We start from the raw sequence: 19387 nt of genomic DNA, 5'->3' as shown, positions 1-19387 counted from the left end.
CTGAGCATGGCAACAACGAAGGCGAAGGGCACCATCCTCGTGACGGGCGGTGCGGGGTACATCGGTTCGCATACCTGTGTCGAACTGCTGCAAGGCGGCTACGACGTGGTCGTGGTGGACAACCTCGTGAACAGCAGCCGCGAGTCGCTCGCGCGCGTCGAGCAGATCACGGGCAAGGCCGTCGCGTTCTACGAAGCCGACGTGCGCGACGAAGCGGCATTGCAGCGCGTGTTCGACGCGCATCCCGTGACGGGCGCGATCCACTTCGCGGCGCTGAAGGCCGTGGGCGAATCGGTGGCCAAGCCCATCGAGTACTACCGCAACAACATCGACAGCCTGCTCGTGCTGCTCGACGTCATGCGCCAGCGCAACGTGAAGCAGTTCGTGTTCAGTTCGTCGGCCACGGTGTACGGTGTGCCGGAAAGCTCGCCTATCGACGAGTCGTTCCCGCTCTCGGCCACGAATCCCTACGGGCAGTCGAAGCTGATTGCGGAGCAGATTCTGCGCGACGTCGAAGTGTCGGACCCGTCGTGGCGCATCGCGACGCTGCGCTACTTCAATCCGGTGGGCGCGCATGAGAGCGGCTTGATCGGCGAAGACCCCGCGGGCATTCCGAACAACCTGATGCCTTACGTGGCGCAGGTCGCCGTGGGCAAGCTCGAACGGCTGCGCGTGTTCGGCAGCGACTACGACACGCCCGACGGCACCGGCGTGCGCGACTACATCCACGTGGTGGACCTCGCACGCGGCCACCTCGCGGCGCTCGATGCATTGACCACACGCGATGCGAGCTTCGTCGTGAATCTGGGCACGGGCCAGGGCTACAGCGTGCTGGACGTGGTGAAGGCGTTCGAGAAGGCGTCGGGCCGGCCAGTGCCCTATGAGATCGTGGCGCGCCGCCCCGGCGACGTGGCGCAGTGCTACGCGAATCCGGCCGCGGCCGAAAGGATCCTGGGCTGGAAGGCGCAGTTCGGCATCGAACGCATGTGCGCCGACCACTGGCGCTGGCAGGAACGCAATCCGCGCGGCTTTGCGGCCTGAATGCTGAACTGGGTGCCGAACTGAGCGGCAAACAGAGCAGCGAACCGAGCGCTGTTCAGGCTCAGGCCAGCACCTCGACCACGTGCCCCGGCCGCAGCCCGAGCTGCGCCGCGGCACTGCCGCGATTCACGGCAATTTCCACGAGCCCGATCGAGTTCACGTACCAGAAGGCCTGGCCTTCCGGCACATCGGAAAACACGCGGGCTCGCGTCACTTCCGTCTGCGCCACGCGCAGATGCGCATCGTCCGCAACGGCCGCGGCGCGCATGCCGGTCAACGCGTTGCCGTAGTGATCGACGTAAATGATCTCGGCCAGGTCGCCTGCATCGAGCTGAACCTGAAGTGCGCTGGTTTCTTCGAGCTTGTCCACAGGCGCCTCGCCGCTCGCGAGCCACGCGGCCACCGGCGCAAAGAGATCGCGTCCATGGAACGAGGCCGAGAGCGCAGCGGGACGCCACGCGATGCGAAAGGTCTTCGCATGTGAAGCACGCGCAGCGATAACGGAAAGCAGACCGTTGTCGGGACCGACGAACCATTGCGTCTTGCCGTCCACCTGCGTCATGACAGCGACCGGCTCCCGCGCGCTACCCACATCCGGGTCCACCACCGCGAGAAACACCGTTCCGTCCGGATACGCGCCGTGCAAAGCGGCCAGCAAATGCGCGGCGGCGCGTGCATCGTAGTCGGGCACGTTGTGCAGCGCATCCACGAGGTGCACGTCGCAGCCCGCATGGCTCATTAGCGCAGCCTTCATCTGGCCCACGTAGATGTCGTCGGCACCGAAGTCGGTGAAGAGCGCGATCATCATCGTTCAGACTCCTTGCTATTGGCCTTGCACGACACGGCCTTACACGACGCGTGTGGCGTGCGGTCACGCGCAAGCGCGCCAAAGCCCCAGCGCCTCACGGCTTCGCGGTCGAAAAGCGTTCCTGCCAGCGCATGGCGATCAGCTTCGGCAGCCGCGGCACGCACTGCGCCAGCAGGCGCAAGTGCATCCACGTCAAGAGCACGTTGTCGCGCAGATAGCTGAAGTGCGACACACCGCCCTCGCCCGGCTGGAAGTAGCGCACCGGCGACGCGATGCGCACCGGACGCACGCCCTCCCAGCACAGGCGCACCGCCACTTCGGGATCGAAGTCGAAGCGGCGCATCCAGCCGTGGCCGTGCATGATGGCGCGCAGCGGCGCGATGGGATACACGCGAAAGCCGTAGAGCGAATCGCCGATGCCCGCCCACAGCGTTTCCAGATTGGCACAGAGGTTCGAGAGGCGCCGCCAGTACACGCGCTCGCGCGGCGCGTCCGGGCCGAATTGCGGCAGACCGAGCACCATCGCGCCGGGGTCGGCCTGCGACGCGGCCATGAAGCTACGAATGAGATGCGCGGGATGCTGGCCGTCGGAGTCCATCGTGAGCACGTGCGTGAAGCCGTGGGCGGCGGCTTCGTCTAGCCCCGCGAGCACGGCGGCCCCCTTGCCGCGATTGACGGGCAGCACGATCACGCGCAGGCCCGGATCGCGCTCGGCCATGGCTTGAAGACGTGCGGTGCTGCCGTCGGTGCTGCCGTCCACCACGACCCACACCGGGTTCCAGTTCTCACGTGCGCTGCGCACGGTGTCGTCCACCCGCGTGCCCGGGTTGTAGCTTGGAATCAGAACGAGATGCGTGGACGATGCCTGAGTCGTGAACATGGAAAACAGCCCGCTGGGACCTGCAACGCCTCGCCGCTCAGCGCGTCCGGTTCGCCGCCACGTAGGCCGCGAGCGAGCCGATGGAGGCGAAGATCTTCTGATTGTCGGGATTGTCCGAGCGAAGCTCGAAGCCGTATTTCTTCGAGATCATCAGCGCGATTTCGAGAATGTCGATGGAGTCGAGCCCGAGCCCTTCGCCATAGAGCGGCGTGTCCGCCGTCACGCTGTCGGGCTGCACGTCTTCGAGATTCAGGTCGCGGATGATCTGCGCGGCCAGTTCTGCTTCGAGTGGGTTCATCGTCGTTGCCGGCGGACGTTCACGGCCGGAGGGCACAGCGCGACGGAGCGCCATACCCAGCGCCTGGGGCTTAAGCCCAGCGCTCCGGCGTGCGCTCCATCCCCCTGCCGGACCGGTCTGTTGGCCGCCTGATATGAGATTGTTAGCCCGGCGATTCTAGACGATCGGCTCGCGCGGCGTACAGAAGAAAGGGTTACAGACCGTACGGCGCCGCACCGCGGCAGGCAATGGAAAGGGGACGGAAAGGCGCCGCCTGAGCGGGCAAACCCACGGCCCGCGCGGGGTGGGCCGCCGGGGTGGACGCCAGGCTAGAATGGCGCGCGCCTCGGCGGCCCGGCAGGCCGCCCAACAATCGGTTACAAACGAGCCAGGAAGGCTGCAAACCGCTTGCAAACCGTTACGCCCGGCAGGGGGCCTTTCCGGCACCATATCGAGCCAGATGCGCGAGCCAGATTCGCGAGCCAACTACGCAAGCCAACTACGCAAGCCAGATCGGCCGGGTGCGCGGGATGCGCGAACTCCATGGCGAACCAGACACGCCGATAGAAACGACCTGACCGCGCACGGTCATTCATGTGACGAAACGAGACAGGAGCGCGCCGCCTCGCCCGCGCACGACGCCGGATATGCAGCACACCTTGACGAACCTTTCGCCGCTTGCGGGCCTTTCGGCCCTTCTCGCGTTCCAACGTTCGAGCGCGTATCACTCCACCGCGACGCGACGCCTTCGCGCGCGCTGTGCCGCCCCCAACGGAGACGGAACGTGAGCGCCCTCGTCCGTCTTGCTCGCGCCGGCAGCGGCGCCATCGTCGTCGCGGCGTTGATGGCCTGCCAGATCGGCACGCATTACGCGGCGGCCACGCCCGGCATGGGCGGCCTCGGGCTCGCACTCGTGCTCGCGCCCGTGCTGGCCGCCACGCTCGGCGCCGCGCTGCGTTCGCCGCGGCGCACCGTGTGGCTGGCGCTGTGGGCGGCCGTCTGCGCCACGCTCTGGGCCGCGCGCGAACCGCTCGCGCGCCACTTCGAATGGGGCGCCTGGCTCGAGCATGCGAGCTTCAATCTGGCGATGGCATTCATGTTCGGCCGCACGCTCGTTGAAACGCGCATACCGCTGTGCACGCAGTTCGCAACGATGATGCAAGGCCCGCTCTCGCCCGAGGTCGCGCGCTACACGCGCACCATCACCGCGGCGTGGACGCTCTTCTTCATCGCGATGGCGAGCGTGTCCACGTTGCTGTTCGCGACGGCGTCGCCGCTCACGTGGTCCACGTTCGCCAACTATCTGACGTTGCCGCTCGCCGGTGCGATGTTCGTCGTCGAATACGCGTGCCGGCGCATCGTGCTGCCGCACGAGCCGCAAGCGGGCCTGCTCGCGAGCCTGCGCGCGTATCGTGAGGCAAGCGATGCCAGAGCACACGCGATGCCGGAGCGCGCGCAATGAGTGCGGCGGGCGCGAGCAGGCGGTATCGGCACACGCCGTTGCAACCCGTGGCGTGGCGCCGCTCGCCGCCGGCGCTTTCGTAGCGGTCGTAATCGTTGTAGTCGTCGTATCGAGTCGCCACCCTTATCGAGCTTACCGAGCAGCCGCAGAGTCATGTCGAGCCTTCCTCTCGTGTCCCACACGTCGCCCGATCAGCCGATCGCGTGGCGCGACGGCGCGCCATGTTCCGTGCGCACGTTCCTCGCGGACGTGCAGCGGCTTGCCGCCGTGTTGCCCGCGGGCAGACACGTCTTCAACCAGTGCACCGACCGCTACCGCTTCGCCGTGGGTCTGTGCGCGGCGATGGTCGCGGGCAGGATCAGCGTGCTGCCGCCCTCGCATACGCCGGCCGCGGTGCGCGAGTTGCTCGCGTTCGCGCCGGACACCTTCTGCCTGCACGACAGCGACGACTGCGCCGTCGATCTGCCGCAGTTCCGCTTTCCCGAACCGCCTTCTTCGGACGACGCCACCGCCAACCCCACCTTCAGCGTGCCGCAGATCGACGCCTCGCAAACCGTCGCGTATCTGTTCACCTCGGGTTCCACAGGCACGCCGGTGCCGCACGGCAAACGCTGGGGCGCACTGGTCGCGTGCCTGCGCGCGTCGGCGGCGCGGCTGGGGCTGCTCGATGGTCCGCCCTGCACGCTCGTCGGCACCGTGCCGGCGCAGCATATGTACGGCTTCGAGACCACGGTGCTGCTCGCGCTCGTGAACGGCCTCGCCTTCAGCCACGCGCGGCCCTTCTATCCCGCCGATATCGCTCGCGAACTTGCCGCCGTGCCCGCGCCGCGCGTGCTTGTCACGTCGCCCGTGCATCTGCGTGCGCTCACGCTCGCGGGCCACACGCTGCCGCCCGTCGCGCTCGCGCTGTCGGCCACGGCGCCGCTTGCGCCCGAACTCGCGCGTGCGGCGCAAGCCGCGTTCGGCATGCCGCTCGTCGAGATCTACGGCAGCACGGAGACCGGCCAGATCGCCACACGGCGTACGGCGCACGAGGCCAGCTGGCACCTGCTGCCCGGCGTTCAACTGCGTGCGCGGGAAACAAACGCGGCGAACGAGGACGGCACGGTGTTCGAAGCGCACGGCGCGCACGTCGAACCACCGGTCGCGATGGGCGACGCGCTCGAACCGCTCGACGACACACGGTTCCTGCTGCACGGACGCAAGGCCGACCTCATCAACATCGCGGGCAAGCGAACCTCGCTCGCGTACCTGAATCATCAGCTCAACGCGATTGCCGGCGTGACCGACGGCGTGTTCGTCATGCCCGACGAAAGCCGCGCCACGCTCGCGCCGGCCGGCACGCCCCACGCTCTGAACCCGCATCTCGCCACGCGGCTCATGGCGTTCGTCGTGGCGCCGGGGCTCGCCGCGGCAGATTTGCAGCGCGCGCTGCGCGAACGTATCGACACCGCCTTCATGCCGCGCCCGCTCGTGTTCGTCGAAGCGCTGCCGCGCGATGCGAACGGCAAGCTGACGCAGGCGGTGTTGAAGGCGCTGCATGACGAGCACGCACGCGCGCTCGCCCGGATGAAGCAGGACGCGCGAGCACACGTCCAAACGCGGCCGGATCAGCAGACGAAGCACGAGCCGGCCGCCCCGCTCACCTTCACGATTCCCGCCGATCACCCCGCGTTCCCCGGCCACTTTCCGGGCCGGCCCATCGTGCCGGGCGTCGTGCTGCTCGAGCGCGCGCTCACGGCCATCGGCGCGGCGCTGAATCGTCCGCTCGATACCTACCGTCTGAGTTCGGCCAAATTCCCCAGTTCCGCGTCGCCCGACGAACCGCTCGACGTGCGTTACGACATCACGGCCAGCGGCGCGGTGCGCTTCACCGTGTCGGCGAGCGGCCGCGTGGTGGCAAGCGGCGCGCTGGCGGCTAGCGCACCTACGCCGCCGCTTCGCCAGGAGGGCTCATGAATCGCAGCGACTGGGCCCAACGCGAAGAACGCAGCAACCTCAAGCTGCTGCGCGCCATGACCTGGGTGTCGTTGAACCTGGGCCGGCGCGCAAGCCGCGCGCTGCTCGTGCCCATCACGGCGTATTTCCTCGCGTTCTCGGCCGACGTGCGCCACGCCTCGCGCGCCTATCTCGCGCGTGTGCTGGGCCGCCCGGCACGCTGGCGCGACGTGTGGCGGCACGTCTGGACCTTCGCTTCCACGGTCCACGACCGCATCTATCTGCTCAACGGCCGCTTCGATCTGTTCGACCTGCATTTGCATGACCAGACGCTCGTGGGCGCCGCGCTCGCCGAAGGCCGCGGCGCTTTCCTGATGGGCGCGCACCTGGGCAGCTTCGAGGTGTGCCGCACGATTGGCCGCTCGCGGCCCAGCCTGCGCGTCGCCATCACGATGTACGAGGAAAACGCGCGGCACATCAACGCGATTCTCGCCACCGTGAACCCTGCCGCGAAGCAGGACGTGATCCCGCTCGGGCAAATCGATTCGATGCTGAAGGTGCGCGAGTATCTCGACACGGGCAGCATGATCGGCATGCTCGCCGACCGCACGCTGCTGCGCGACGGCGGCGACGCCGTGCGGCAGTTCGACTTTCTCGGCGCGCCTGCCGCGTTCCCGCTCGGGCCATTGCGCATGGCCGCCATGCTGAGGCGCCCGGTCATCTTCATGACGGGCCTGTACCGCGGCGGCAACCGCTACGACATCCACTTCGACCTGCTCGCGGACTTCACGCACACGCCGCGCGGCGCGCGCGAGGCAGAGGTTCGGGCGGCGCTCGCGCGCTATGTCGAGCTGATCGAGCGCTACTGCCGCGCGGCGCCCTACAACTGGTTCAACTTCTTCGATTTCTGGCAGACGGGCGCGCAACGCCGACGCGAGACGCCGTGCGCGCATGGGCCGCTCGCGCGCCATCCGGATCTCGGCAACTCCATGAGGGACAGCTAAAGCATGATGGTTTTTCGTAACCGCTCTCGTGCCGCCGTGGTGCCCGCCCGGGCATGCCTCGCTCTCGTGAGCGCGGCCGTGATCGGGCTCTGCACGTGCATCGACGCGCAAGCGTTAGCGGCAAGTGCCGATGCGCCATCCGTCACCGCGCAGGCCGTTCCCCCTGCGAACGCCTCGATGCACACCGACGCACGAGCCACGTCGTCGGCCCCGTCCGCGTGGACGCTCGACCGCCTGATGGCCACGCTCGCGCAGAAGAAGTCGGGCCACGCCACCTTCACCGAAACCAAGTACCTCGCCATCGCGGACCAGCCGGTGGTCTCGTCGGGCGAACTCAGTTTCACCGCGCCCGACCACCTCGAAAAACGCACGCTGAGCCCGAAGCCCGAAGACCTCGTGGTGGACGGCGACAAGCTCACCGTCGCGCGCAACGACCATCGCTATACGCTCGCGCTCGCGCAATACCCGGAGCTGGCCGCGTTCATCGAAAGCATTCGCGCCACGCTGGCGGGCAACCGCTACGTGCTGGAGCAGGTCTACAAGGTGGCGGTCGCAGGCGAAGGCGACGGCTGGACGCTCACGCTCACGCCGCTCGACTCGCGCCTGCGCAAGAACGTGAGCGAGATCACGCTGCGCGGCACGCGCGACATGCTGCATAGCGTGGCGATCCAGCAGGCCGACGGCGACCGTTCGCTGATGCGGCTGCAAAACGCCGGAGCGCCCTGATGACTGCCGCCACATCGCACAAGGCAAGCAAGCCGCAACCGCTGCCGCCTGGCCCTGGCCTTGGCCGCGGCCGGCCGCCGCTCGCCGTGCTGCTGTGGCTGCTGTTTCTTCTCGCGTGCGGCGTCGCCATTGCCCGCGCCCAGTTCACCGCCGACCTTTCCGCGTTCCTGCCGCGCTCGCCCGACGCGCGGCAACAGGTGCTCGTCGAGCAGTTGCGCGAGGGGCTCGTGTCGCGGCTGATCCTCATCGGCATCGAAGGCGGCGACGCGGCCACGCGCGACGCGCTCTCGCGCCGCATGGCGGCGACGCTGCGCAGCGACCCGCAGTTCGCGGCCGTCAACAACGGCGAGCCCGTGAACGAGGCGAACGACCAGCGCTTCGTCTTCGAGCATCGCTACCTGCTGAGTCCAACGGTGACGCCCGAGCGCTTTTCGGCGGACGGCCTGCATCGCGCGCTCGGAGAAAGTCTCGATCTGCTCAGTTCGTCCGCGGGTTTGCTCACGAAGGCGCTGTTGCCGCGCGACCCGACCGGCGAAACCACGGCTTTCGCCGAGCGGCTCGAAAGCGGCCAGCAGCCTGCCGTGCAGGACGGCGTGTGGGCCTCGCGCGACGGCCAGCGCGCGCTGCTGCTCGTAGAAACGCGCGCCGCCGGCTCGGACACCGACGCCCAAGCACGCGCCATCGCCGCCGTCCAGCATGCGTTCGATGCGGCCACGCAGGGCAGTAAGGCCTCGCCCTGCCGCCTCGTGATGACCGGCACCGGCGTGTTTTCCGTCGAAACGCGCGACAACATCCGCCACGATGTCGAGCGGCTTTCGGTGCTGAGCCTCGTGCTGATCGCGGCGCTGCTGCTCGTGCTCTATCGTTCGCCGCTCACGCTCGCCCTTGGCCTGCTGCCCGTGCTGTGCGGCGTGGCGGCGGGCATCGCGGCGGTGAGCGTCGTGTTCCACACGGTGCACGGGCTCACGCTCGGCTTCGGCACGACGCTGATCGGCGAAGCCGTGGACTATTCGATCTATCTGTTCGTGCAGTCGTCGCGCGCGGGGCCGGATGCGGAACCCGGCCCGCGCGTGAGCCGTGAAGACGCCTTGCGCCAATGGACCGCGCGTTACTGGCCCGTGGTGCGGCTCGGCGTGCTGACCTCGGTGTGCGGGTTCGCGTCGATGCTGTTCTCGGGTTTTCCGGGGCTCGTGCAGCTGGGCCTCTATTCGATTGCGGGACTCGTCACGGCTGCGCTCGTCACGCGTTACGTGCTGCCGCATCTGCGCGGCCCGCATCACGCCATACGCGACGTGTCGCGTGTCGGCGCCGTGCTCGCGCGGCTCGCGCAAACGGCCTCGCGGCTGCGCTGGCTCGTGGCGGTGCTGATGGTGGCCGCCGTCGCGGTGCTGGTCACGCACCGCGGGCATCTCTGGAGCCACGAGCTGGCCGCGTTGAGCCCTGTGTCGCCGCAAAGCCAGGCGCTCGATGCGAGCCTGCGCGCCGACATGGGCGCGCCCGACGTCCGCTACCTCGTGGTGATCGCGGGCGCCAGCGAGGAAGCCGTGCTGGAAGGCGCGGAGAAGGTAGGCGCGCAATTGCAGCCGCTCGTAGCGGCAGGCGTGATTGCGGGCTACGAGAGCCCCGCGCGGTATCTGCCGAGCGCGGCCACGCAGCGCGCGCGTCTGGCGAGCCTGCCGGCCGCGGACGTACTCGCCGAGCGCATGCGCACGGCCGTTGAAGACCAGCCGGTGCACGTCAAGCCGCAGGTGTTCGCGCCGTTCATCGCCGACGTGCAGGCCGCACGCAACGGCGGCCTGCTCACCCGCGACGACTTGCGCGGCACGTCGATGGCGCTCGCCGTGGATGCGCTGCTGAGCCATCAAGGCAACGACGCCAACAAAGGCGGCAACGCCTGGCGCGCGATGCTCGCCCTGCGCGCGCCAGCGGCCCCAACCACGACCCAACCCGCAGGCGCCGCGCCGACCGCGCGTGCCGACGAACCGAGCCTCGATGCCGGCCGCGTCAGCGCGGCAGTTGCGCGCGCCAACGTGCCGGGCGCGTTGTTCGTGGACCTGAAGTCCGAGGCCGACCGCCTCTATGTGAACTACGTGGGTGAGGACCTGCGCCTCTCGCTCGCGGGCCTCGCCGCGATCGTGGTCCTGCTGCTCGTCGCGCTGCGTTCGCCACTGCGTGTGGTGCGCACGCTCGCGCCGCTCGCGGCCGCCGTGCTCGTGGTAAGCGCGGCGCTTGCGCTGGCGGGCGTGGCGCTCACTATCCTGCATCTGATCGGCATGCTGCTGATCGTCGCGGTGGGCTCCAACTACGCGCTGTTCTTCAACATGCCAGCGCGCAGCGCCGATGCAAGTGCCGCGCAAGACATGCGCATGGCGCCCATCACGCTCGTGTCGCTGCTCGTGGCGAATCTTTCGACGGTGGCCGGCTTCGGGCTGCTCGCCTTCGCCCATGTGCCGCTGCTGCAGGCATTCGGCCTCACGGTGGGGCCGGGCGCGGTGCTCGCGCTGGTGTTTTCGGCGATGCTCGCGCCGGCCGGCACGGCCCACGCCACCCACGCGGCCCACGTCGTTCATGCGGGAGAAGCGCGATGACGCTCAAGACCAACGTGCCGCCCGCCATGCCGGCAGCCTTGGCGGCGCACTCGCGACGCTGGCGGCCGTCGCCCTTCATTGCAGGCACGGCCGGGCTGCATGCCGTGGCGGCCACCGCCGTGGGTGCGGCGCCTGCCACGTGGCCGTGGGCACTCGGCAGCGTGATGGCGTCGCACCTTGCGCTGACCGCCGCGGGCCTGTGGCCGCGCAGCGCGCTACTCGGGCCGAACTGGAGGCGCCTGCCCGCCAGCGCCGGCAACAGCATCGCGCTCACCATCGACGACGGCCCGCACCCCGAGGTCACGCCGCGCGTGCTCGACGTGCTGGACCGCCACGGCGCCCGCGCCACGTTCTTCTGCATCGGCGACGAGGCGCGCCGCTACCCGAAGTGCGTGGAAGCGATCGTCGCGCGCGGCCACGCCGTGGAGAATCACAGCCAGCGGCATCTGCACCGCTTCTCGCTGCTGGGGCCGGCCGCGATGCGGCGCGAGATCGAGGCCGCTCAAACCACGCTCGCCGGCATCACCGGCACGTCGCCGCGCTTTTTCCGCGCGCCCGCGGGGCTGCGCAATCCGTTCCTCGAACCCGCGCTGTGCGCGCTGGGCCTTCACCTTGCAAGCTGGACGCGGCGCGGCTTCGACACCCGCACGAACGACGCCGCGCGTGTCGTGCACCGCTTGCTGAACGGCCTCGCGCCCGGCGACATCCTGCTCGTGCACGACGGCCACGCGGCGCGCGATGCGCACAACCGGCCGGTCGTGCTCGACGTGCTGCCGAAGGTGCTGGAGGCCGCGGCGGCAGCGCAGCTGCGCTGCATGACGTTGCGGGCGGCATGGGCTACCCAGACTACCCAGGCGGGGCGGCCATGAACAGCGCAACGTCGAGGCGCGCCATAGAGCCCCTTTGCTACCATTGTGCCGCCCGCGACCCGGCAAGCCCGCGGGCCCGCGCCTGCATCGCCTGCATGACACCCATGACCAGCAACGGAACCCCCGAGCCGTGACTCCTCTTCTCGTCTCGCACTTCACAGCCACCAGCTGCCTCGGCCGCGGACTCGACGCCCTCGGCGACGCCCTGCGTCAAGGGCGCGGCGGTCTCGTGCCGTGCCGCTTCGAACGGGCGACGCTCGACACCTGGGTGGGCGAGGTGGCAGGCGTCGATGCCGTGCCCGTGCGCGCGGACCTCGCCGACTTCGACTGCCGCAACAACCGGCTCGCGCAGATGGCCTTCACCGCGGACGGTTTCGACGCCGCCGTACGCGCAGCGGCCGCACGCTACGGCGCCGCGCGCATCGGCGTGTTCGTCGGCACCAGCACGGCCGGCATCCTGGAGACCGAACTGGCCTACCGGCAGCGCGATGGAGAGACGGGCGCCCTGCCCACGGGCTTTCGCTACGCGCAGACCCACAATCCGTGGTCCGCGGCGGCGTTCGTGCGCACGTATTTTGGGCTGCAAGGGCCGGCCACCACGATTTCGTCGGCGTGCTCGTCGGGCGCGAAGGTGTTCGGGTCGGCGCGCCGCATGATCGAGGCCGGGCTCATCGACGCCGCCGTGGTGGGCGGCGTGGATTCGCTGTGCCTCACCACGCTCTACGGCTTCAACTCGCTCGAACTGCTCTCGCGCGAACCGTGCAAACCGTTCGACGTGGCGCGCAGCGGCATTTCGATCGGCGAGGCCGGCGCGTTCGCGCTGATCGAGCGCGCGCCGCAGCAGGCCGCTGCACTCAACGACGACGCGATTCTGCTGCTCGGCATCGGCGAATCGAGCGACGCGCATCACATGTCGTCGCCGCATCCCGAAGGGCTCGGTGCGCGCATGGCCATCGAGGACGCCCTGCGTACGGCGGGCAAGGCCGGCATTGAGGCAGCCAGCGTGGACTACATCAACCTGCACGGCACCGCGACGCCGAGCAACGACGCCGCTGAAAGTCTCGCCGTGAATGCGATCTTCGACGGCACGCCGTGCAGCTCGACGAAGGGCGCAACGGGCCACACGCTGGGCGCGGCGGGCGCGCTCGAAGCGGTGATCGCCGCGTGGTCGCTGCGCGCGCAATGGCTGCCCGCAGGCGTCAACACGACCCGGCCCGACCCCGCGCTCTCGCCGGGCTATCTGCTGGAAGGCCGAGCGGCTTCGCTGCGCGCGGCGCTCAGCAACTCGTTCGGCTTCGGCGGCACGAACTGCAGTTTGCTGTTCGGCCACGCGGGCCGGCTGCGCGATGCGGGCCGGCTCGATAGCGGAGGGCAGCCATCATGAGCCGGCTCACCGCGTACATCGAAGGCATCGGGCTGCTTGGCCCGGCACTGGGCGGCTGGGCGCAGGCGCGCGAGGCGCTCGCGGGCCGCGTGGCCTACGCAAGCGAGCCGCGCGAACGCACCGTGCTGCCCGCGCCCGCCGCGCTGCCGCCCGCCGAGCGGCGGCGCACCGGCGCCGGCGTGAAGCTCGCGCTTGCCGTGGGTCTGGAGGCGGTGGCCGCGAGCGGGCGCGACGCGTCCACGCTCGCCACCGTGTTCGCGTCGTCGGGCGGGGACGGACAGAACTGCCACGCGATCTGCGAAACGCTGGCGGGCGACGACCGGCAACTCTCGCCCACGCGCTTTCACAACTCCGTGCACAACGCGCCGGCCGGCTACTGGAGCATCGCGACGCGCAGCATGGCGCCGTCGAACGTGCTGTGCGCCTACGACGGCAGCTTCTGCGCGGGCCTGCTCGAAAGCCTGACCCAGGCCGCGGTGGACGGCACGCCGAACCTGCTGATCGCCTTCGACACCGACTACCCGCTGCCCATGCGCGATGTGCGTCCCATACCGGACGCGTTCGGCGTAGCGCTCGTGTTCGCGGCCCAGCCGGGCGAGCGCACGCTCGCGCGCATCGAAGCCGAACTCACTGACGCCGCCGCCACCCCGCTTGCCGACGCCGCGCTCGAAGCGCTGCGCGCAAGCCATCCCGCCGCGCGCGCGTTGCCGCTTTGCGCGGCACTGGCCGCGGCCGAGAACGCGAGCGTCGTGCTTGACTACCTGCCTGGCCTCAATTGCCGGGTCGACATCACATGGCCGGATTCAACCGGCCAATTCCGCTCATGACGCTCAACGCTTCGCCTGCTCCGGCGCTCCCGCTCGTGTCCGAACCTTCGCGTACTGCGCCCTCGACGGCGGCAGCCGCAACGCTCACCGCGCCGCTCGCGAAGGACTGGATCGCGGCCCACATTCCCCATGCCGGCTCGATGTGCCTGCTGGACGCCGTGGCCGCCTGGGACGACGTCTCGATCCGCTGCACGGCAACGAGCCACCTCGATGCGCACAACCCGCTGCGCGCGGACGGACGGCTCGCGGCCATCTGCGGCGTCGAATACGCAGCCCAGGCCATGGCCGTTCACGGCGCGGCGCTCGCTTCGGCAGATCCGCACGCGAACCCGCCGCCGCGCGCCGGCTTTCTCGCGAGCCTGCGCGACCTCGAAGTCAACGTCGCGCGGCTCGATACGCTCGGCGGCCCGCTCGAGATCGAAGCCGAGCGCCTGGGCGGCGACAGCAACAACGTGCTCTACCGCTTCACGCTGCACTGCGGCGGCGAACTGCTGATGACCGGCCGCGCCGCCGTGGTACTCGACGCCGACGCGGGCGAACCCGCGCACCGGCCTTGAAGATTCGCCCCAATCACCTCAACCACTCCAACTCAACCGTCACGGGAGAACCCACGCCATGAAGAAAACGAAGCTCCTCGCCCTTACCGTTGCCCTTGCCGCTATCAGCCCGTTCGCTCACGCGGACCTCTCGGAAGACGCGCACGCGCTCAAGGAAGACGTGAAGACCGCCGGTAAGGACACCGGCCACGCCATCGCGCACGGCGCAAAGGAAGCGGGACACGACATCGCGAGCGGCGCGAAGGTGGTGGGCCACGGCGTGGCAAGCGGTGCGAAGGTTGTCGGTCACGGCGTGGCGAGCGGCGCCAAGGCCGTGGGCCACGGCATCGCCGATACGAGCCGCAAGGGGTATGAGGCCACCAAGCGCGCCGTGAAGGGCGACGACAAGCCGGCACAGTAAGTCGTTCGCGGCCGGGTTGGCAGCCGGGTTGGCAGCCCCCCTGGAAGCCTGGTTGCCTGGTTCGTGGTCTGGTTGCGGACCGGGTTGCCCATTCAGATGCCGACACGGTTGCCACCGCGGTCGGCAAACCAGCCCACGAGGTGAGCGTGATGGAGCCGGACGCTGCGCCGTCGAGCATGGCGCGCATGACCGGCAAGCGCGCCACGCATACGCTGCAGACGCTTATCGCCCACGCCCCCGCCGCGCCCCGCTACCTCGCACAAGCCATCACGCCGCCTTCGCCTGCACGTTGCCGGCCTTTTCCGCGAACTTCGTGAGCTTGAGGTCGGTAGCCTTTTCTTCTTCCAGCGTTTCCTGGAGCAGCTTCACAGCGTCGTTGAAGCCAAGCTGCTTGCCAAGCGCGCACAGCGTGCCGTAGGCCGCAATCTCGTAGTGCTCCACTTTCTGCGCGGCGCCCACGAGGCCCGCATCCAGCACCGGTCCCTTCTCGATTTCATCGATCAGTTCCTCGCCTTCTTCCACGAGCCCTTCCATCGCCACGCATTTGATGCGCTTGAGACGAATGTCGCACGACTCCACTACCTTGTCGATGCGCTCGATCTGCCCTTGCGTTTCTTCCAGATGGGTCTGAAACGCCTTCGAGAGTTCCTCGTTGCTCGCGGTCCGCGATAGCTTGCCGAGCGCGCGCGTGAGCTGTTTCTCCGCGCTGTAGATGTCGGAAAGCGAATGGACGAAAAGATCCTGAAGTGTCTTGCGGGTCATCTGTAGCTCCTGTGAGTGGATGGTCGATTTCAACTTCGACTGCACTTCGACTGCAACTTCGATTGCAACTTCGATCGCGACTTCGTTTGCGACGTGGACGGCGCGCGCAGGGCAGACGGACTGCACCTGCACACGCGTCCCCTGCCTGCGACGCTCCGCAACGGGTGTGCCACGCAGCGTGTCGAACGGTGTGCGGGCAAGGCGAGAGGTCGGCATGCCCGAGGCAGACCGCGCGGCATGACCGCGTTGTAACGCTTACCTGTGCCGAGACCCATGCCGTCGATGCAGCGCGCGACGCGCAGAGCCACACCCCTTGCTGCGAATGCGCCGCAACGGGCTCCTGAACGCACGGCGCGAGCACACCAGGCGAACCCGAAGCCGATCACGAGCAACCCGGAGCACCCCGAAGCATCCCGAAGCAACTCGCCCGCAACCCGCAGCAACCCACTGGCATGTCCGTTGCTGTGATGGCTACAGTCCGCACGATGTGGACACGGCAGGTGAAAACGACAGGCGGACGGCAACATGCCATCACCCTCACAACGAGACGCTGGGAACACACGTGCGCTGCGCAAACGTGCAGGCGCCGCCATCGAACGCGGCAACGGCGTGGCGAGAGACATGGCCGCCGTCGCGTCCAACCACGATGCACACGACCTGCAATACGTGAGCGACCGCTGCCCCGGCATCACGCGCAAGCGCATGGGCGAGCGCTTCGCGTACTTCGACGCCGCGGGCAGCCGCATCCGCGATGCAAGCCAGATCGCGCGCATCGACGCACTCGCCATTCCACCGGCCTACACCGACGTCTGGATCTGCGCCGACCCGCGCGGCTATCTGCAGGCCACGGGCCGCGACGCGCGCGGGCGCAAGCAATACCGCTATCACCCCGCCTGGCGCGAAGTGCGCGATGCCACGAAGTACGAGCGCATGGCCGCGTTCGGCGAGGCATTGCCGCGCGTGCGCCGTCGTGTGGCACGCGACCTGAGGCTGCGCGGCATGTCATGGGACAAGGTAGTGTCCACGGTCGTGCGGCTGCTCGACATCACGCTCGTGCGCGTGGGCAACCCCGAATACGCGAAGGAGAACCGCTCCTACGGCCTCACCACGCTGCGCAAGAAGCACGCGGCCGTCGCGGCGGGCAAGCTGCGTTTTCGCTTTCGCGGCAAGAGCGGCGTCGCACACGACGTCGAGGTGGACGACCCGCGTGTGGCAAGCGTCGTGCGCCGATGCCTCGGACTGCCGGGCCACGAGCTGTTCCAGTTCGTCGATGAAAACGGCACGCTGCGGCCCGTAAGTTCCACCGACATCAATACCTACCTGCGGGAGGCAAGCGGCGCCGATTTCACGGCCAAGGACTACCGCACCTGGGCCGGCAGCGTGCTCGCGCTCGGCGCGTTGCGTCGCATCGAGGCACAACTCGAGCGAGAGGCGGAAGACGTTACGCTGAAAAAGGTCGCGCCGAAAAGAGCCGCGAAAAATGCGGCAAACAGCAGGGCAAAAAGCACTGCGGAACATTCGGCACACAGCGGCAGCAGGCAGCGCAAAGGCGCCATGCACCGGCATCTCGTGCAGACCATCAAGGACGTCGCGCAGACGCTGCGCAACACGCCCGCCGTGTGCCGGCGCTGCTACATCCATCCGGCCGTGGTGGACGCCTTCGAGCAAGGCGAGCTTCATAGACTCGCCGCGGTTCGCACGCGGCGCGGCCTCAAGGCCGACGAGGCACTGTTCGCTCAATTGCTGCGGCGTCATGCCCGCGCGATGCGCGCGGCAGCGAGAGAAGCCACGCGCCCGACGGCGTGCAAGCGTACGCCGAGGTCGGGCGGTTCAGGGCGCAGCAGCAGCCCGGATGATGCTAGCCGGCCTGGCAATGCTGCCGGCTCGAATCGTTCAAGCCGGGCAGCCCGCGAACTCCACGCGTCCTGAACGATAACGACGCAAACGCTGCGCGCGTCCTTCTCCGCCCTCTCCGCCCTATCCGCCCTCTCGCGCCCGCTTGCCCGCTCGCGCCGTAGTGGTCATCGGAGCGATCACTGCGGCAAAACGAAACCGGAGAACGCTGAAACACGCGAAACGACGCCCCCTGCGAACGCGGTGCCGAAGCACCCGGCCAGGATCTCGCTCGCCTTGCTCACCGCCGTGCAGTAGCCAGATGCGCGTTGACCTTGATGGGTGGCACGTCGTCGTGATACGGCGGCTTCGGTTCGAAGCGCTCGATCACGCCGGGCCGGAAGATCAGGCAGTACGTGCTGCCGCCGTACTGGAAGTAGCCGATCTGTTCGCCCTTCTCCACATGCTGGCCCGGCAGCGCGACGATACGGCACGACGATACTTCGGCCATCCCCACGAACACGCACGCCACTTCGCCAATAGCTGGCTCGTCGCAGTCGATCACGATCACCGCGCGCGCCGCTACCGCCGTGGTGTAGCCCTGCGAATGGTTGAGTCCGCCCGGGTCCACGCCTTCGGCTTCCAGGTTCGAGTAGTAGGTGCCGTCCACGTTGTACGCGGCCACGATGCGCCCCGCCACCGGCGCGTGCCAGCGGTGATAGTTGAACGCACTGAGATAGCCCTGATACACCGCACCGCCCACGAACCGGTGCGCGAGATCTTGCTGGCTTTCCGTCAGAATTTCGCGCAGCGAATACGGTTGGTTCTTGAGCCAGAAGCAGTCGTGCAGTTGCACGTTTTCGCGCACGTCGAAGGGCGATGCCTCGCAGGCGCTCACGATGATCCGATGGTCGCCGTGTCCCGCCACGGGACGCACGCCCTCGCGAAACTCGCGCGTGAAGAACGCGTTCCACGAGGCAAAACCCCAATACGGACGCGCCGGGTCGCAGAGGAACTGGTCCATGCCGATCTTGCGCCGCGCCGCTTCGCAGAACCATCCGTGCGGCGCGTGCGTGTTCAGGTGCGCGCGCGAATGCGGGCCGCTCAGGAAACCGCACCAGTAGTCGAGCACGCGGCGCATCTGCTCGTTGAATGCGGGGTCGCGAAACACCGCGTAGCCCGAGGGCATGCACATCGGCCATTCGAGCACCGCGTTCAGGGGCGTGGCCACCGGCAGCGAGGGGTCGAACGGCGGCGCGTACGTCATGAGGAAATCGACGATGCTCGTGAGTTCCTCGATGGACGTATAGCCGAGTTCGTAGCCCGCCTCGCGCGCCTCGCCGATGGCGCGCGTGAGGTTCATGCGCAGCACGGCGTCGCCGGAGACGAGCTCCGAGAGGTCTTTCACCACGCTCGCGCGCGGCATGCCTTGCAGGCGACTCGCGCGCTGCTGTGCCTTCCTGGCAAGGTCCAGCCTGAACGCCTTCGCGGCGTCTTCGCTCGAAGGCAGCCAGCCGCCCAGGCGTCGGCGTGCCTTCACGGGCGGCTTTTTCTGCTCGCTCATGCGCTGTGCTCCGTGCGTTGAAACGTGCAGACGTCTCTCACGCGGACAGGTCGCCCTTGCCGGGCGGCTCGACGGCCTTCGGATCGTCGAGGTGTCCGCGTGCCGGCGCGTAGGGGCCTTTGCCGGGCTCGGGCTTCTGCGGAATCATGGTTTCGTCCATGTTGCCGTGGGGTTTCTCTTTCACCTGGCCGTCGCGGTGCACGGATACGTCGTCGCCTTCGCGGGGGGAACGGCGGGCCGGGTCAGCTTCGTCTGCGGGTGAGCGTGCTGTCATGGGCCTCGTCCCTCCTTCATGGATCGATCGGCGGATACATGAAGGGAAGCGACGCAAGCGGCGTGCCGCGTACGGGCACGCCACCCAACCCGGTGCCGAAGCGGGAAATTCTTCCGGCTCCTCGTGCCCGCACAGCGCCCTCGCCGCATGCGTTTTTTTCAGCAGTGCTCGTTCCTGCCATGAGTCACGGACG

The 19387-nt window shown here is 68.6% G+C and carries 18 protein-coding genes; 12 read left to right on the top strand and 6 right to left on the bottom strand.

Going from position 1 to position 19387, the window contains the following annotated elements; translation table 11 throughout:
- The first annotated feature begins 6 nt into the window (after positions 1-6).
- A complete protein-coding gene (galE, locus tag P2869_RS03630) occupies positions 7-1041 on the top strand; it encodes a UDP-glucose 4-epimerase GalE (protein WP_277597497.1) in 1035 nt (344 codons plus the stop codon).
- A 61-nt stretch (positions 1042-1102) separates the two neighbouring features.
- Here galE and P2869_RS03625 read toward each other — a convergent pair whose 3' ends face one another.
- The 3 genes from P2869_RS03625 to P2869_RS03615 form a co-directional block, all read right to left on the bottom strand.
- Positions 1103-1849: an SAM-dependent chlorinase/fluorinase gene (locus tag P2869_RS03625; RefSeq protein WP_277597496.1), complete on the bottom strand. Its 747-nt coding sequence runs from the start codon at positions 1847-1849 to the stop codon at positions 1103-1105.
- 94 nt (positions 1850-1943) lie between these two features.
- Positions 1944-2729 carry a glycosyltransferase family 2 protein gene (locus P2869_RS03620; protein ID WP_126877780.1) on the bottom strand — a complete coding sequence of 262 codons (786 nt, stop codon included), beginning with the start codon at positions 2727-2729 and terminating at the stop codon, positions 1944-1946.
- A 37-nt stretch (positions 2730-2766) separates the two neighbouring features.
- On the bottom strand, positions 2767-3027 hold the full coding sequence (locus P2869_RS03615; RefSeq protein ID WP_017773105.1) for a phosphopantetheine-binding protein: 261 nt from the start codon (positions 3025-3027) through the stop codon (positions 2767-2769).
- Between the two features lie 763 nt (positions 3028-3790).
- Between P2869_RS03615 and P2869_RS03610 the strand changes: the two genes are divergently transcribed.
- From P2869_RS03610 to P2869_RS03565, 10 genes are all read left to right on the top strand, one after another.
- A complete protein-coding gene (locus P2869_RS03610) occupies positions 3791-4468 on the top strand; it encodes a hypothetical protein (protein WP_277597495.1) in 678 nt (225 codons plus the stop codon).
- Between the two features lie 153 nt (positions 4469-4621).
- The gene (locus P2869_RS03605; RefSeq protein ID WP_277597494.1) at positions 4622-6427 is read left to right on the top strand and encodes an AMP-binding protein; all 1806 of its coding nucleotides are present in this window, start codon (positions 4622-4624) and stop codon (positions 6425-6427) included.
- On the top strand, positions 6424-7410 hold the full coding sequence (locus tag P2869_RS03600; protein ID WP_277597493.1) for an acyl-CoA synthetase: 987 nt from the start codon (positions 6424-6426) through the stop codon (positions 7408-7410). Before P2869_RS03605 ends, P2869_RS03600 begins: the two co-directional genes overlap by 4 nt.
- Positions 7411-7413: 3 nt before the next feature.
- On the top strand, positions 7414-8136 hold the full coding sequence (locus P2869_RS03595; protein WP_346833738.1) for an outer membrane lipoprotein carrier protein LolA: 723 nt from the start codon (positions 7414-7416) through the stop codon (positions 8134-8136).
- On the top strand, positions 8136-10724 hold the full coding sequence (locus P2869_RS03590) for an MMPL family transporter (protein WP_277597492.1): 2589 nt from the start codon (positions 8136-8138) through the stop codon (positions 10722-10724). The genes P2869_RS03595 and P2869_RS03590 overlap by 1 nt, the downstream gene beginning before the upstream one ends.
- Positions 10721-11593 carry a polysaccharide deacetylase family protein gene (locus P2869_RS03585; RefSeq protein ID WP_277597491.1) on the top strand — a complete coding sequence of 291 codons (873 nt, stop codon included), beginning with the start codon at positions 10721-10723 and terminating at the stop codon, positions 11591-11593. The genes P2869_RS03590 and P2869_RS03585 overlap by 4 nt, the downstream gene beginning before the upstream one ends.
- 130 nt (positions 11594-11723) lie before the next feature.
- Positions 11724-12977 (top strand): beta-ketoacyl-[acyl-carrier-protein] synthase family protein, encoded by a 1254-nt coding sequence (locus tag P2869_RS03580; RefSeq protein WP_277597490.1) that lies wholly within the window; start codon positions 11724-11726, stop codon positions 12975-12977.
- Positions 12974-13804, top strand: a complete 831-nt coding sequence (locus P2869_RS03575) for a beta-ketoacyl synthase chain length factor (protein WP_277597489.1) — start codon at positions 12974-12976, stop codon at positions 13802-13804. The genes P2869_RS03580 and P2869_RS03575 overlap by 4 nt, the downstream gene beginning before the upstream one ends.
- Before the next feature lie 140 nt (positions 13805-13944).
- On the top strand, positions 13945-14361 hold the full coding sequence (locus P2869_RS03570) for a hydroxymyristoyl-ACP dehydratase (RefSeq protein WP_277598046.1): 417 nt from the start codon (positions 13945-13947) through the stop codon (positions 14359-14361).
- Positions 14362-14419: 58 nt separating this feature from the next.
- On the top strand, positions 14420-14761 hold the full coding sequence (locus tag P2869_RS03565; protein ID WP_126877772.1) for a hypothetical protein: 342 nt from the start codon (positions 14420-14422) through the stop codon (positions 14759-14761).
- 267 nt (positions 14762-15028) lie between these two features.
- Here P2869_RS03565 and P2869_RS03560 read toward each other — a convergent pair whose 3' ends face one another.
- Complete coding sequence (locus P2869_RS03560) at positions 15029-15523, bottom strand: ferritin-like domain-containing protein (protein WP_277597488.1); 495 nt, start codon at positions 15521-15523, stop codon at positions 15029-15031.
- A 621-nt stretch (positions 15524-16144) separates the two neighbouring features.
- On the opposite strand from P2869_RS03560, the gene P2869_RS03555 reads away from it, so the two are divergent.
- Positions 16145-17452: a DNA topoisomerase IB gene (locus P2869_RS03555; protein ID WP_277598045.1), complete on the top strand. Its 1308-nt coding sequence runs from the start codon at positions 16145-16147 to the stop codon at positions 17450-17452.
- 205 nt (positions 17453-17657) lie between these two features.
- On the opposite strand, the gene P2869_RS03550 is transcribed toward P2869_RS03555, so the two are convergent.
- The gene (locus P2869_RS03550) at positions 17658-18920 is read right to left on the bottom strand and encodes a phosphatidylserine decarboxylase family protein (RefSeq protein WP_277597487.1); all 1263 of its coding nucleotides are present in this window, start codon (positions 18918-18920) and stop codon (positions 17658-17660) included.
- A gap of 37 nt (positions 18921-18957) precedes the next feature.
- Positions 18958-19194: a hypothetical protein gene (locus tag P2869_RS03545; protein ID WP_017773087.1), complete on the bottom strand. Its 237-nt coding sequence runs from the start codon at positions 19192-19194 to the stop codon at positions 18958-18960.
- Between the last annotated feature and the right edge of the window lie 193 nt (positions 19195-19387).

Origin of the sequence: Paraburkholderia sp. SUR17, assembly GCF_029536165.1 — a bacterium.
In the GTDB taxonomy this organism is placed as follows: Bacteria; Pseudomonadota; Gammaproteobacteria; order Burkholderiales; family Burkholderiaceae; genus Paraburkholderia; species Paraburkholderia kururiensis.
Note: the sequence above shows the minus strand (reverse complement) of the source record. Positions and strands in the feature narration are given on the sequence as shown.

Excerpts from the sequence above, each read along its gene's own strand:
- galE (WP_277597497.1), top strand. The coding sequence starts at position 7 with ATGGCAACAACGAAGGCGAAGGGCACCATCCTCGTGACGGGCGGTGCG.
- P2869_RS03625 (WP_277597496.1), bottom strand. The coding sequence starts at position 1,849 with ATGATGATCGCGCTCTTCACCGACTTCGGTGCCGACGACATCTACGTG.
- P2869_RS03620 (WP_126877780.1), bottom strand. The coding sequence starts at position 2,729 with ATGTTCACGACTCAGGCATCGTCCACGCATCTCGTTCTGATTCCAAGC.
- P2869_RS03615 (WP_017773105.1), bottom strand. The coding sequence starts at position 3,027 with ATGAACCCACTCGAAGCAGAACTGGCCGCGCAGATCATCCGCGACCTG.
- P2869_RS03605 (WP_277597494.1), top strand. The coding sequence starts at position 4,622 with ATGTCGAGCCTTCCTCTCGTGTCCCACACGTCGCCCGATCAGCCGATC.
- P2869_RS03600 (WP_277597493.1), top strand. The coding sequence starts at position 6,424 with ATGAATCGCAGCGACTGGGCCCAACGCGAAGAACGCAGCAACCTCAAG.
- P2869_RS03595 (WP_346833738.1), top strand. The coding sequence starts at position 7,414 with ATGATGGTTTTTCGTAACCGCTCTCGTGCCGCCGTGGTGCCCGCCCGG.
- P2869_RS03590 (WP_277597492.1), top strand. The coding sequence starts at position 8,136 with ATGACTGCCGCCACATCGCACAAGGCAAGCAAGCCGCAACCGCTGCCG.
- P2869_RS03585 (WP_277597491.1), top strand. The coding sequence starts at position 10,721 with ATGACGCTCAAGACCAACGTGCCGCCCGCCATGCCGGCAGCCTTGGCG.
- P2869_RS03575 (WP_277597489.1), top strand. The coding sequence starts at position 12,974 with ATGAGCCGGCTCACCGCGTACATCGAAGGCATCGGGCTGCTTGGCCCG.
- P2869_RS03570 (WP_277598046.1), top strand. The coding sequence starts at position 13,945 with ATGTGCCTGCTGGACGCCGTGGCCGCCTGGGACGACGTCTCGATCCGC.
- P2869_RS03565 (WP_126877772.1), top strand. The coding sequence starts at position 14,420 with ATGAAGAAAACGAAGCTCCTCGCCCTTACCGTTGCCCTTGCCGCTATC.
- P2869_RS03560 (WP_277597488.1), bottom strand. The coding sequence starts at position 15,523 with ATGACCCGCAAGACACTTCAGGATCTTTTCGTCCATTCGCTTTCCGAC.
- P2869_RS03555 (WP_277598045.1), top strand. The coding sequence starts at position 16,145 with ATGGCCGCCGTCGCGTCCAACCACGATGCACACGACCTGCAATACGTG.
- P2869_RS03550 (WP_277597487.1), bottom strand. The coding sequence starts at position 18,920 with ATGAGCGAGCAGAAAAAGCCGCCCGTGAAGGCACGCCGACGCCTGGGC.
- P2869_RS03545 (WP_017773087.1), bottom strand. The coding sequence starts at position 19,194 with ATGACAGCACGCTCACCCGCAGACGAAGCTGACCCGGCCCGCCGTTCC.